This window comes from uncultured Dysosmobacter sp., assembly GCF_947631635.1.
Taxonomy (GTDB): domain Bacteria; phylum Bacillota; class Clostridia; order Oscillospirales; family Oscillospiraceae; genus Oscillibacter.
The window spans coordinates 1-13482 of the sequence record NZ_CANRMB010000018.1; the positions used below are offsets into that span (position 1 = coordinate 1).

The 13482-nt window shown below is 54.5% G+C and carries 11 protein-coding genes, 1 tRNA gene and 1 other annotated feature; of the genes, 8 read left to right on the forward strand and 4 right to left on the reverse strand.

What is annotated here, in order from left to right; genetic code table 11:
• The first annotated feature begins 40 nt into the window (after positions 1-40).
• The 5 genes from Q0Z71_RS10075 (at position 41) to Q0Z71_RS10095 (ending at position 3399) form a co-directional block, all read left to right on the forward strand.
• A complete protein-coding gene (locus tag Q0Z71_RS10075) occupies positions 41-229 on the forward strand; it encodes a cysteine-rich KTR domain-containing protein (protein WP_298021994.1) in 189 nt (62 codons plus the stop codon).
• A gap of 387 nt (positions 230-616) precedes the next feature.
• Positions 617-1039, forward strand: a complete 423-nt coding sequence (locus Q0Z71_RS10080) for an RNA polymerase sigma factor (RefSeq protein WP_298021825.1) — start codon at positions 617-619, stop codon at positions 1037-1039.
• Between the two features lie 153 nt (positions 1040-1192).
• On the forward strand, positions 1193-1393 hold the full coding sequence (locus Q0Z71_RS10085) for a hypothetical protein (protein WP_298021828.1): 201 nt from the start codon (positions 1193-1195) through the stop codon (positions 1391-1393).
• Between the two features lie 111 nt (positions 1394-1504).
• A complete protein-coding gene (locus tag Q0Z71_RS10090; RefSeq protein ID WP_298021831.1) occupies positions 1505-1723 on the forward strand; it encodes a hypothetical protein in 219 nt (72 codons plus the stop codon).
• A 71-nt stretch (positions 1724-1794) separates the two neighbouring features.
• On the forward strand, positions 1795-3399 hold the full coding sequence (locus tag Q0Z71_RS10095; RefSeq protein WP_298021834.1) for a recombinase family protein: 1605 nt from the start codon (positions 1795-1797) through the stop codon (positions 3397-3399).
• Positions 3400-3450: 51 nt separating this feature from the next.
• Here Q0Z71_RS10095 and Q0Z71_RS10100 read toward each other — a convergent pair.
• From Q0Z71_RS10100 to Q0Z71_RS10115, 4 genes are all read right to left on the reverse strand, one after another.
• Positions 3451-3526, reverse strand: a tRNA-Ala gene (locus Q0Z71_RS10100).
• 400 nt (positions 3527-3926) lie between these two features.
• On the reverse strand, positions 3927-5630 hold the full coding sequence (locus Q0Z71_RS10105) for a 2-isopropylmalate synthase (RefSeq protein ID WP_298021837.1): 1704 nt from the start codon (positions 5628-5630) through the stop codon (positions 3927-3929).
• A gap of 71 nt (positions 5631-5701) precedes the next feature.
• Positions 5702-5943: a binding site (T-box leader), on the reverse strand.
• Between the two features lie 174 nt (positions 5944-6117).
• Complete coding sequence (locus Q0Z71_RS10110; RefSeq protein ID WP_298021840.1) at positions 6118-6426, reverse strand: hypothetical protein; 309 nt, start codon at positions 6424-6426, stop codon at positions 6118-6120.
• Positions 6427-6602: 176 nt separating this feature from the next.
• Complete coding sequence (locus tag Q0Z71_RS10115; RefSeq protein ID WP_298021844.1) at positions 6603-7313, reverse strand: hypothetical protein; 711 nt, start codon at positions 7311-7313, stop codon at positions 6603-6605.
• A 358-nt stretch (positions 7314-7671) separates the two neighbouring features.
• Here Q0Z71_RS10115 and Q0Z71_RS10120 point away from each other — a divergent pair, with 358 nt between their 5' ends.
• The 3 genes from Q0Z71_RS10120 to Q0Z71_RS10130 all read left to right on the forward strand — a co-directional run bounded on the left by Q0Z71_RS10120 (position 7672) and on the right by Q0Z71_RS10130 (position 13412).
• The gene (locus tag Q0Z71_RS10120) at positions 7672-8514 is read left to right on the forward strand and encodes a tyrosine-type recombinase/integrase (protein ID WP_298021847.1); all 843 of its coding nucleotides are present in this window, start codon (positions 7672-7674) and stop codon (positions 8512-8514) included.
• A 683-nt stretch (positions 8515-9197) separates the two neighbouring features.
• Positions 9198-11333, forward strand: coding sequence for a hypothetical protein (locus tag Q0Z71_RS10125; protein ID WP_298021850.1), 2136 nt, complete (start codon positions 9198-9200; stop codon positions 11331-11333).
• 42 nt (positions 11334-11375) lie between these two features.
• The gene (locus Q0Z71_RS10130; protein WP_298021853.1) at positions 11376-13412 is read left to right on the forward strand and encodes an S-layer homology domain-containing protein; all 2037 of its coding nucleotides are present in this window, start codon (positions 11376-11378) and stop codon (positions 13410-13412) included.
• Positions 13413-13482: the final 70 nt, after the last annotated feature.

The following is a 13482-nucleotide window of genomic DNA, read 5'->3' on the forward strand; positions in this document are numbered from 1 at the left end:
GGTGCAAGAAATATGGTAAGGTGAATGTCGGATGGATAGCGTGAAAAAAGAATATTGGGTAAGATGCCCTGTATGTGGGAACAAAACCCGCACACGAGTACGAAATGATACGGAACTAAAAAATTTTCCTCTGTATTGTCCGAAGTGCAAACACGAAACAATCATTAACGAGAAAGAACTGAATATCGAGGTTGTAATTGAGCCAGACGCACAGACGCAGAGCCGATAACAAGCAGATTTCAAACTGCTGTTATCGGCTCTGCTTTTTTACAGATCAAAGCCGCTGTTTTCTTTATCTCACAATCGAGGCAATGGCTGATCGCTCATAGCTACGGCGGCTAACAGGAGGTAGCCGCCATGAAGCCAATTCTATATCGACAAAATCCGACAAAGGTAATCCGCTCAAAAAAAGCCTGACCCAGCGAGCGGGATACCCTGCCGATGAAGATGAATATGCAAATCATGTAAATACTTCTTTTAATTCTATTTCGCTCGTCTGCCATGTGCAGGCGGGCGTTTTTCTTTGTCGAATTTCCCCATATCCTGTCGGGTGCCGCTCCCCGCCGTTCCTCCGTCCAGACCACTCAACCCCAAAATCTGAACGGAGGAATTACAAATGACAACCATCAATTTGCGGGAGTTTTACCCGTGGTACATAGAGGATCAGTTTATCGAGGTCACTGACGAAGTGGCCGAGGAGCTCCGGGCCGGTAGACGGGCCGAGGCCGCTCACCAGCGCCGTGTCACCCGGAACAAGGCGCAGTATTCCCTTGACTGTGACGACGGGATCGAATATTCCGCCTGTCTGCATGAGCCCACGCCCCAGGAGCTTTTGGAGCGGATGGAGCTGTTTTATCACCTGTGGAACGCGCTGAATACCTTGCCGGAAGTGCAGGGCCGCCGGGTGGACGCCCATGTTATCCTTGGCATGAGTTATCGGGAAATTGCCCGCGCCGAGGGAGTGGATTGGAGTTCTATCCGTGAGTCCGTCCGGGCTGGACTGACGGCCATGCGGAAATATCTGAAAGAAAATTTCTGATTACTCCCCCTCAAAACGCCTATATCTGACTTTGGTATATGAGAGGAGTTTTTCTCCCTCGACCAACCGGGGAGCGCCACGCCGTTATTTGCTGTCTTATGACGGGTCAACACGGGAGCGTGGCGCTCCCCACCTATAAAGGAGGTCTGCAATATGAGTCTGACGCAGGAATTGGCCGCCCAACTCACTGAGGCATGGAGCGATGGAGCCTGTCGGGGCTATGTTATTTCCGCGATGCATCGGTGCGGTTTTTCGTCCAGGGAGATCCGCCGTGTGATGGCGGCCCTCACGGATGACTTTGACTGCTACACCATCCCGGAGGCCAAGGCCATCTTCGAGCGGAGCCCCTACTGACAACGAGACACTTTGTCCCAAAGGCCAAAATACTTTGATGGAGTAAGCCGCATTTCTCCCAAACGGACTATGGGAGGAGAAGCCGATCCGACTGTTCCGAGGAGGTTTCTCATGCCAAAGACAAAACGTGATGCCGTCTTTTCCATTGACGGCTACGAAGTTTCCGCTACTTTTGCCAATGCCGGTGATCCGGCAGCCATCACTCATGTAAAACAAATTCTACTCTCGGCTTTTGTTGCCAGCACCCCTGGCCCCCGGCCCAAAGGCATCCTTGCAATATCCCCCGGACAGAGGGATAATATATGTGGGGGTAAACCTCATGTACCTTGAAAAGTGCATATCTCCTGTGTATTGAAACGCCCTTCTCAAAACAAATCATTTTGAAAGGACGGGTCAATACAATGGAAAACCGAGTTTATTGTCTTTACAGAGTGTCCACCGACAAGCAGGTGGATTACAACGATAAAAGCCAGGCCGACATCCCTATGCAGCGTAAAGCCTGTCACCGCTTTGCGGAGGAAAAGGGCTGGACGATCATTCACGAAGAACAGGAGGACGGCGTGTCCGGCCATAAGGTACGCGCTGAAAACCGCGATAAGCTCCAGATCATCAAGGAACACGCCAAGCAGGGCAAGTTTGATATTCTGCTGGTGTTCATGTTTGACCGCATCGGGCGCATCGCGGACGAAACGCCTTTTGTGGTGGAATGGTTCGTGAAGAACGGCGTCCGGGTCTGGAGCACCCAAGAGGGGGAGCAGCGGTTTGACAATCATACCGACAAGCTCACCAACTACATCCGTTTCTGGCAAGCCGATGGTGAGAGTGAAAAAACCTCTATCCGCACAAAAACCGCCCTCGGTCAGATCGTCGAGGACGGCGGCTTTAAGGGCGGGATTGCTCCCTATGGGTACGACCTTGTAAAAAGCGGTCGTTTGAACAAGCGCAAGCATGAGCTTTACGAGCTGGCCCTCAACGAAACGGAGGCCGCCGTAGTGCGGATCATTTTTGAAAAGTATGTGCGGGAGGGCTACGGGGCCCAGCGGATCGCAACCTATCTGAACAATCAGGGCTACCGGGCCAGAACGGGCAAGAAATGGCACCACGCCACGATCCGGGGGATCATCTGCAACCTCACCTATACCGGCGTACTGCGGAGCGGAGAAAGCCGCTCCCAGGTGTTGCCCCACTTACAAATCATTTCCCCGGAGCTGTTTGAAGCCGCCCAGCATATCCGCACCAACCGGGCCAACGCCTCCGAGCAGGAGCGCACCGTTCCCCGCAACATAGGGGGCCAGTCCCTCCTGTCCGGCAACGTCTTTTGCGGACATTGTGGCTCCCGGCTCAACCTCACCACCAGCGGCAAAGCGTACCCCTGCAAGGAAGATCCAAATCGGATCGTCAAACGCATCCGCTATATCTGCTATGGCAAAACCCGCAAGCAGACCGAGTGCGACGGCCAGACAGGGTACACAGCCCACGTCCTTGACGGTATCATTGATAAAATCGTGCGCCAGATCTTTGAGCGCATGAAGTCCATCCCCAAGGAAGAAATCGTCAATGTCCGATACCGCGAAAAGATGGAGGAACGGAAAGGGCTGCTCCGCACCGTCAAGGCTGAACACGCAAAGGCTGCCGCCGAGCTGGATATGCTAAAGGCCGAAGTCATCAAGGCCCTGCGCGGGGAAAGCGCCTTTTCAAAGGAGCTGCTGGGCTCAATGGTGGCGGAGGCTGAGACAAAGTGTCTCGAAGTTCAGAAACAGCTTGAGGAGGCCCAGGCCGCCTATGACGAAGGACAGGCGGTGATGGCGTCACTGAACGCCCAATACGACGACATCATTTCCTGGGCCGACATGTACGACGCGGCCAGCCTTGAGGCAAAGAAAATGATCGTCAACTGCCTGATCAAGCGGGTGGAGGTCTACCGGGGCTATAAGCTGCACATTGATTTCAATATCGACTTTGAGCAGTTCAGTTTCGGAACGGACATCGTTACGATTGCCGCATAAAACAAAACCTCGCTCCTTTGCAGGAGCGAGGAAAAGCACTTTCCCTTGAGATGGTGGAGATAAGCGGGATCGAACCGCTGACCTCTTGAATGCCATTCAAGCGCTCTCCCAGCTGAGCTATACCCCCAGGTGTGGGAAAGTGCATTTATTTAATTTTGGACGGGGGCCGTTACACGCTTGTGCTGGGCTCCCAGCTGAGCTATACCCCCGTGTATGCCTCCTCAAAATTTCTTTCGAGGAGAAAAATTGTTCATGTCGAACTAACAAGGAAACAATGTTAAGTTGTCGGTTTGGGTCTTGTGCTGTCGCTCATTTGGGGGTACGCGCTTGCGCGGTTACGGCTCCCAGCTGAGCTATACCCCCAAACCGGAACATTTGACAGTATAGCAGACAGGCAGGGAATTGTCAACAGCTAATTTTTCGATTTATCCAAAAATCGTTTCAATGCTGACTGGGTTTCAAACTGGCGAAATACAGGGCGCCTTTTAGAGGCATTCAAAGGAGGGCGCATATGGTTTGCCTGGACCTTACTGCCCTTCGTGCTTCCGCATGGACTCCAGCCGCTTGCCGCGGTTGATGGCGCAGATGATGCCCTTGATGGACGCCACGGAGATATTGGGGTCCATGCCAACACCGAAAACATCTTTGCCGTCGGCGGTTTGGAGGTGGATATACGCCACGGCGGTGGAGTCGGAGCCCCGGCTGATGGCGTGCTCCTTGTAGTCGATAAAGTGGTAGCGGTTCATGCGCTCGTGCCGGATGGCATTGAAGAACGCGTCGATGGGACCGTTGCCGTCGCCGTTGACCTCAAAGACCGTGTCCTTGTGCCGGATCTTGCCGTAGAAGTGGGAGACGGCCACGCCGTTCTCCACATTGGAGGTCAAGTGGTCGCTGATGAGGCGATAGGGGCCGTCCACCTTCAGGTACTCCTCCTCGAAGAGTCGGTAGAGGATCTCGGGCTTCAGCTCCACGCCCTCCTTGTCGGACTCCCGCTGGACGATCTCACCGAACTCGGGATGCATGGCCTTGGGCATGTCAAAGCCGAATTTGTGGTTCATGATAAAGGCGGCGCCGCCCTTGCCGGACTGGGAGTTGATGCGCACCGGTTCGTAGGCGCGGCCCAGGTCCGTCGGGTCGATGGGCAGATAGGGGACCATCCACTTGTGGGTGTGGGTCTCCTCCATATAGTTGAAGCCCTTGTTGATGGCGTCCTGATGGCTGCCGGAGAAAGCGGTGAACACCAGGTCGCCGCCGTAGGGCTGCCGCTCGGGCACCTTCATCTTGGTGCAGCGCTCGTACAGCTGGATGATGCGGTCCATGTGGCTGAAATCCAAATGGGAATCAATGCCCTGGACATGCATGTTCAGGGCCACGGTGATGAGGTCCACGTTTCCGGTGCGCTCGCCGTTTCCGAAGAGGCAGGCCTCCACACGCTCCGCGCCGGCCAGCAGGCCGATCTCCGTGGTGGCCACGCCGGTGCCGCGGTCGTTGTGGGGATGGAGGGAGATGATGGCCCGCTCCCGGCCAGGCAGCTTGCGGAGAAAGTACTCTAGCTCGTCGGCGAACTGGTTGGGCAGGCAGTTTTCCACGGTGGTGGGCAGGTTGAGGATGACTCTGCGGTCCGCGTCGGCGTGAAGGCAGTCCAGAACAGCGGCGCAGATGTCCACGGCGGCGTCCATCTCCGTGCCCATGAAGGACTCGGGGGAGTATTCATAGCGCAGGTCCATTCCGGCCTCAATGACCGGACCTGCCATCTCATAGATCAGGTCGGCGGCGTCGGTGGCAATCTTTTTCACGCCCTCCACGTCTGTGCGGAACACCACTTCCCGCTGGAGGGTGGAGGTGGAGTTGTAGAAGTGGAGGATGACGTGCTTGGCGCCCCGGATGGCCTCAAAGGTCTTTTTGATCAGATGGGGCCGGGCCTGGACCAGCACTTGGATGGTCACGTCGTCGGGGATGTGACCGCCCTCGATCAGCTCCCGGCAGATCTCGTAGTCGGTGTCGGAAGCAGAGGGGAAGCCGATCTCAATCTCCTTCACCCCGATCTCGTCCACCAGCATGTGGAACATGGACAGCTTTTCCTCCATGTTCATGGGATCGATCAGAGCCTGGTTGCCGTCCCGCAGGTCCACGGAGCACCAGATGGGCGCGTGGGTGATGACGTTATCCGGCCAGGTTCGGTTTTCGATGGGCTGGGGTACGAAGGGGATGTACTTTTCAAATCCGTTCATGTCTGTGTTCCTCCTGAAAGGCAAATTCGATCTGTCAGAGGGCAAAGAGAAACACCCCTGACCATCGTCTGGTCAGGGGTGTAAAAAATTACACGGTACCACCCTGGTTTAGCGGACGCTTGCGCGTCAGCCCTCTGCAGCCTCCAACAAGGCCTGGACCTGTAACGGGGTCAGCCGGACGGCCCTACTGCGCATGGGTTCGGGTCATCGACTCCGGGAACAGTTATCCATCAGCACCGCATACCGGTTCACAGCGACCACCGGCTCTCTGAAATGGGGAAGTGCTGATCTTTCTTCCCTTCAACGTCCTTTTTAAGTTGTATTAGATAATATAGCGGATGCCGGTGGATTTGTCAATGTGGCATTCGGAAAAATTTCTACCCATGATTACTTTTGGTGTTATGCAAAGTTGACTTTCTATATCTTCCGTCAAAGTGTCCAGATAAGCGGGTATCTGCCATGGATAACTGCCTGATAAACTAAAAGTTTACATAACATGTAAATCACGAAAGACCAATGTGATGTCCTTTTCGTTTACTTTTTTGATCCAAAATAGAGCCGTTAAATCGCTTCGTGCTCCATCAAGAGGCACCCCATCAAATAGAATATCACCAATAATATTCTTATAATCCAATTTGGTGGTTCCCCATGTTTGAGCCGTCTCCGGCGACACGGCATCATCATAAAGGTCTATGGATGCTTCGATATCTTCCAACAGCCTGTCCTTGTCTGGATCATGCAGAATAGAAGTCACTTTATAGTCAACAGGACAATCGGCTCCAAACGCTCGGTTCATATCCTCCTTTGTAAACCACGGCAGACCGTACGTAAAAACAGCTGCTTCCAGTCTTTCCAGTGCCCATATCCATATCGTTCCGTCTATTGTTTGTGTATTATCTTTCAAAATAAGATCTAAGGCTTCTGAATATTTTTCTTGCGCTAAAAGCTCGATCCATTCAACGACTAGATTTTTTACAGTGTTTCTATTTGAAGCGGCTCTGTCAAAAGCCGGATGTCCGGGACCTCCGGGAGGAGTTTCGCGGATTTTTCAGCGGCCCGGCGGTATCCGATGCTGTCATCCTGCGCAAAAGGAAGGTGATGGACCAGCAGATGCTTGGGCCGGATCACCTGCTGGATAAAATCGCGGCCTTTCCGCAGGGTGATCCAGGGGAAATCCAGGATCGCCAGATCGACGGAAACGTCTGCGAGCCGCTGTGCCAGAACGGGACTTGCCAGCTCGCAGTCCCCGGGGATCAAGATCTGAAACCTGCCGTCGGATAGGAGCAGGCCATAGTGGGGGACAGAGGTGTACTGTGCGCCCTCGTGGGGCAGGTGGAAAAAATGAAAGGACAGGCTGGAGACCTGAAAATGGATGCCGCCCCCGCGCAACAGCAGCTGGTCGTCAAATTCCGGCTCCGGCAGGATCAATTGGGTCTGGGGCCAGCGTTTTTTGGCCTGCTCCGTCAGTGGCTTAGCGTAATGGTCCGGGTGACAGTGGGTAAAAAAAATAAAATCTGGGGCTTCAAAGGCCGCACAGTGCTGCATCTGCTCCCAAAGGGCGGGGGTCACTGTGGAGAAAGGGCCTGTCTTTTTTTGATGCACGGCATCCACCCAGATCCGCACCTGACCAAATGTCAGGGAGATGCCGGCATTTGCGCTGAGCGCGATGGAACAGTTTGGCATAAGAACTCCTGTTATCATCAAATCATTTGAAAAGTGATCAATTCACGTTTCAAGTGTCACAGCACATGTGCGCTGTGACAGGCCGCGGACCGCGGCCTCGATTTGCATTTCATAGTCAATCGCTGTGCGCTTTACGCACAGCGGGCATCGCCTGCTTGAAAAATCCCATGCGATTTTTCGAGTTAATTGACTATAACAACTATGATAAACTGATTATACCACGCCCCGCGGGATTGGGAAAGAAGATGAGACGATTTCAGGGAAATTTTGCGGCGGCTCCGGTGGGATGAAACGGCTGCTCGTATAACCGCCTCGGCTCAAGGTAGAATAAGAGCATCACGAAAGAGGAGGGATCTCTATGACAAAGCTGCTTACAAAAGAGAAACAGGATGGATTTGGCAGATATCTTTACACGGAGGAACGTGCCCAGGGCACTGTGGAAAAGTACCTGCGGGATGTGTGCGCTTTTGCCGTTTGGCTGGATGGGAGGTGTGTTACGAAAGAGGCGGTGACGGAATGGAAGGAGTGCCTGCTGTCCCGGCATTACACGCCGTCCACCATCAACGCCATGCTTGCAGCCCTCAACAGCCTGTTCCGTTTCCTGGGCTGGGAGGACTGCCGGGTGAAGTTTTTGAAAGTCCAGCGGCAGATGTTCCGAACTCCTGGCCGGGAGCTGTCACGAAGCGACTATGACACCCTGACCGCCGCGGCCCGGACCCGGGGACAGGAGCGGCTGGCCCTGCTGATGGAGGCCATCTGCGCCACGGGCATCCGGGTCAGTGAAGTGCGGTATATCACCGTAGAGGCGGCAAAGGCAGGCCGGGCGGAGATCTCGCTGAAAGGAAAGATCCGCACCATTCTCCTGCCCGCCAAGCTGTGCCGGAAGCTCCTGAAATACGCCGCAAAGCAAAAGACCGCCTCCGGTGAGATCTTTCTCACCAGAAGCGGCAGCAGCCTGTCGCGAAAGCAGATCTGGGCGGAGATGAAGCGGCTGTGCAGGCACGCAGGCGTGGAGCCGTCCAAGGTATTCCCACACAACCTGCGGCACCTTTTCGCCACGGCCTTTTACAGGGCCTGTAAGGATATCGTAAAGCTGGCGGACGTGCTGGGCCATTCCAGCATCGAGACCACCCGCATCTACTTGGTCTCCACCGGCGCGGAGCACCGGAGGCAGCTGGACCGGCTGAAACTGGTGTCGTAGACAAAGTAAACATTTTGTCGCAGCACATGTGAAAAGATACATACTAGCTTTTTCATTTTACCATGCAATCGCAGTAAAGACAAGATAATTTCTCGTATTTAGATATGACAAAATAAACCGTCGCATGGTGAAAGTGTAAACGGTTCTGTTTTTTCTGCGTCCTATTGGCTCCCTGCCTTAGCAGTGAACTGTTTTTTTGCATTGCATCATCCAGATGGATAGACAAAATGTTTATGTTGTCCACACAACGGAGGGAGGTGATGGATTGCGAATGGCTTTCTATAGCGATTGTGTGGAGAACGAAAAGCCCGGCCTGTTTCAATAATAGCACCCAGTCAAAAACAGGCCGCTGCCCCCGGAGATGGTGACGGCACGGAGCCATCGGAAAATCTGATGGGCGTGTCTCAGCGGGCATATGTGAAGAACTGCCATCTACTTCGGGGCAGGGCTGCGGAAGTGCGGCTGTTCCGCCTGCGCTGGAAGGGTCAAGCCTGACCGCGTGGAGAGGTATCGGCCGCCGGATCAAACAGAGGTCTTTGCTGTGGAACCGGAAATATCGGGTGTTTCCACAGAGGAGAAAATATCGGAGGTCCTTGCGGGAGCAGGGACTCTGGGGCATCCTATTCCCGAAACTTTCCTCCGGGAATGATGTCTGGTGGAATATGAAAAAAGGAGTGAATAACATGAGGAAAAACAAATTTTTAGCAGGATTCCTCGCATTCGTGATGTTGTTGACGTTCATACCCACAACGGCATTAGCGGAAGAAACAGCGGGGAACGAGCCGGAGACGGAGCAGACCGCTCCGGTCGAAGAGACAGAGGCGCCGGATAGCGGTGAGGAGGTCCCAGGAGGTTCCGGAGCCGAGGAGGAGCCGGTGGAACCCACCGAGGCGGAGCTGCTCCAGGCCCGCATCGATGCGCTGCCGGAGGCGGAAGCCGTTGAGGCGCTGATGGAGTCTGACCCCGACGCGGTGGGCACCGTCTATGCTGAGGTCCGCGGCCTGATGGAGGCTGTGGGGGCGCTGGACGGAGAGCTGGACACCGCCAAGCTGGACGCCCTGATGGCGCTGTTCACCCCTGAGGCGGAGCTGCTGGAAGCGAGCGGCACTGGTACGAAAGATGATCCCTACGTGGTCGCCACTGCGAAGGAGCTGACTGCGGCGGTCGAAAAGGGCGGCTATATCAAACTGAATGCCGATATCACGGCCAATGTTGTAATTCCTGCGAGCAAGGAAGTTACGCTTGACCTCAATGGAAAAAAGCTGACCAACGATGCAGCAAGTGAGGTAAAGGACACGATCTATGTAACGAAGGAGGCCACCCTTACCGTTGTCGGCTCTGGCACTGTGGACAATGTGAGCAATGGCCGGGCCGCCGTATTCAACAACGGAACGGCGATTCTGAATGGTGGTTCTTATACACGCAGTAAAGAGGCGGGGACGAATGCCGGCGCCAATGGAAACAGCTGGTACGTCCTTTTGAATCACGGAACGATGACCATCAGCGGGGACGTTGCCGTAACATCTAAAAGCACTTATTCCAGCATGATCGAGAATGGCTACCAGAAGTATAGTAGCAGCGATGAAAGAACAGGTCATGTCTCTGGAACAAATGCGGAAAACCCCAGCTTGACTATTGAAAGCGGCACTTTTACCGGCGGCAAGAATACCATTAAGAATGATGACGGCGGTACTGTATCCATCAGCGGCGGCACATTCAGCAACACGGATCAGGCTGCTGTACTGAACTGGAACGTCGCAGAGATCAGCGGCGGTGAGTTTAACGTTCAGACGAATCATGCGGTTGTGCTGAATGGAAGAGATACCAGTAATACCGCTGGCGATGAATGCCTGAACCAAGGAAAGCTGACGATCACTGACGGTACCTTTACCTCCACAGGGAGTACGGCGATTGGAACCATGAATGGTGCCAGCGGAGATATGGGTACAGTCGAGATTTCCGGCGGTACATTTACAGCATCCGGTGGTTCGACGGTAATCAATAAGCAGGGAGCTGAAGGCGCAACGGTTCAGGTGACCGGCGGCACGTTCTCCAATGATGTGAAGGACTATGTTCCCGCAGGCAGCACGACTGTTCAGGACGAAAATGGTAAGTATACCATTGGCGTTGCCGATAACGCTGTCGCCCAGATCGGCTCTGTGGGCTACACTACCTTGTCAGAGGCTATTAAGGTTGCCAAGGACGGGGATACCGTAAAGCTTCTGAAATCCGTTGAAAATTCCAGCGAATTGATTGAATTTGAAAAGACAGCGGACACTGCGGTCACTCTCGATTTGGGAGGCAATACCTACACAAAGACAAGCGGTAACCGCGGGTCTGTGATTGTGGTAAAGGGTGGTAAGCTGACCATCCAGAATGGTACGATCAAGACAACGGGACTTTCTGCCAGCGACAACGGCGCAGTCAGTGTGGAAGCAGATTATTCCGCGGAACAGTCCAATAAAGTGAATGCCACGGTCGTAATTGCGAAAGATGCGGTGATCGAAAGTTCTTCTTATGCTGGCGTCGGCGTTTTTGGCAATGTGGCACAGGCTGATATTTATGGTACTGTGAAGGGCCTGTATTATGGCGTGGCTGGAAATGGAACAAAGAATGCAACCACAAACAACGGCGGCACACTCATCAACGTTTATGATGGTGCGAATATTACCCATACAGATGCCAACGATGGCGTTGGTATTTTCCAGTCTCAACTCGGAACCCTGAATATCGAGGGCGGCAATATCACTGGCCTGGTAGGGGTCCAGATTTGTGCCGGAACTGCAAACATCAGCGGCGGCACGATCACCGCAACGTGAACAAACACACTGACAGATTACACGTATGCGGCATCTGGCAATGTGCTTGATGGCGCGGCGCTGTCGGTTATCAACCGTTCCGGTTATCAGGGTGACATCCAAGTTGCGGTCACAGGCGGAAAGTTTGTCAGTGAGAAGGGGGATGCCCTGCTGGAGTATACCAGTAATGGGGACTGCAATCATGTAAAGAGCATTGAGATCAAGGACGGAGAGTTTATCGGTGCCAGCGGCAGTGCGGCGATCAACGTGCAGCTGAAAAACTCTGCAACTAAAATCCCCGTAGTCTCCGGCGGTTCCTTCTCCACAGTGGTTTCCGCCGAGTTCTGCGCTGAGGGTTACCAGCCTACCACTACACTTGATGAAAATGGCAGATACACCGTCGAGATCAATACGGATGCAGACGTATTTGTCGCCAGGATCGGCAAGAAGGGATACAAGACCCTGCAGGAAGCCGTTGATGCTGCCAACGACAACGATACTGTGGTCCTGCTGCAAGATGTTGACCTCACCGCCCCTGTGACGGTTACCGACAAAACCATTACCCTGGACCTGGCCCAGCATAAGATTTATAACACACAGGATATTTGGAAAGAAAGTGAGGGCAAATGGTCCCTTATCAGCGTGGGGGCAAACGGAAATTTGACCATCAAAGGCAGCGGCACCATGCAGGCGAAGGAAAATGACTGCTATGCGGTCGATCTGCAGGATGGCGGCAAATGCACCATTGAGAACGGCACCTTTACTGGCAATGTCCACGCTGTTTATGTGCTTGAGGGCGAATTGACGGTAAAGGGTGGACACTTCTCCGTCCAACAGAAGTACAGCACGGCTCAGCCGGACGATTTTGTGCTGAACTGCCTTGATGCGAACTTCAAAAATGGAACCGCCAAAATCACTGTTACCGGCGGAACCTTTGAAGGGTTTGACCCCATGCACAGCAAATCTGAGCCGACAACAGACGGCCAGGCAACAACCAGCTTTATCCCCGAAGGATTGGCAACGACCAAGGATGAACAGGGCAATGTGACCGTTGTGACTGCCAGCGTCTCTGTCTCTCCGGCGAGCAGTTCCGTAAAGGTGGGAAAGACCCTTGCGCTGACCATGACCGTCACCCCGTCCGAGCTGGAGAGCTATGGCGTTGTGGAATGGACATCAAGTGATAAAAAGATTGCCTCTGTGGACGAAAAGGGTGTTGTCACCGGTGTGGCCTCCGGCGACGCTGTGATCACAGTTACCATCACCGACCAGGGAAAGGTCGTGTGTTCTGACTCCTGCACTGTGAGCGTCTACAAAAAGTCCTCCTCCGGCGGCGGTTCCGGCTCCGGTTCTTCCTCCTACTCCATCACCGTGGAGAAGAGCAAGCACGGCGATGTGACCGTCTCCCCCAAGAGCGCTTCCAAGGGCGACACCGTCACCATCACCGTGAAGCCTGACAAGGGCTACGAGCTGGATGAGCTGACCGTCACCGACAAGAACGGCGACAGCGTGAAGCTGAAGAAAAAGAGCGACACCAAGTATACCTTCACCATGCCCGCCAGCAAGGTGGAAGTGGAGGCCGTGTTCGCCAAGGTCGAAGAGCAGGTGAACTTCATCGACGTGCCCGACGGCTACTGGGCCGAGGACGCCATCGACTGGGCCTTTGAGAAGGGCTACATGAACGGCACCAGTGCCGACACCTTCAACCCCGGCGGCGATGTGTCCCGCCAGCAGCTGTGGATGATCCTGGCCCGCCTGTCCGGCGCTGACCCCGCCAACATGGCGGAGGCCAGGAGCTGGGCCGTGGACAACGGCATCTCCGACGGCACCTTCCCCGGCCGCGCGGTTTCCCGCCAGCAGCTGGTGACCATCCTGTACCGCTACGCGGCCAGAATGGGCTATAAGACCTCCGGCACCGCCGACCTGACCCGGTTCCCGGACCACGCCTCCGTGGCCGCTTACGCCAGGGACGCCATGAGCTGGTCCGTGGCCAACGACATCGTGGGCGGCACCGCCGCCGGGACCCTGGATCCCACCGGCACCGCCACCCGCGCCCAGTTCGCGGTGATCCTCTCCCGCTTCTGCGAAAACATCGTGGGATAAATCTCAAAAAACAAGTGGGACGGTCTATGACCGTCCCACTTGTTTTTTGCTTGCAGCGGCATGACCCGCC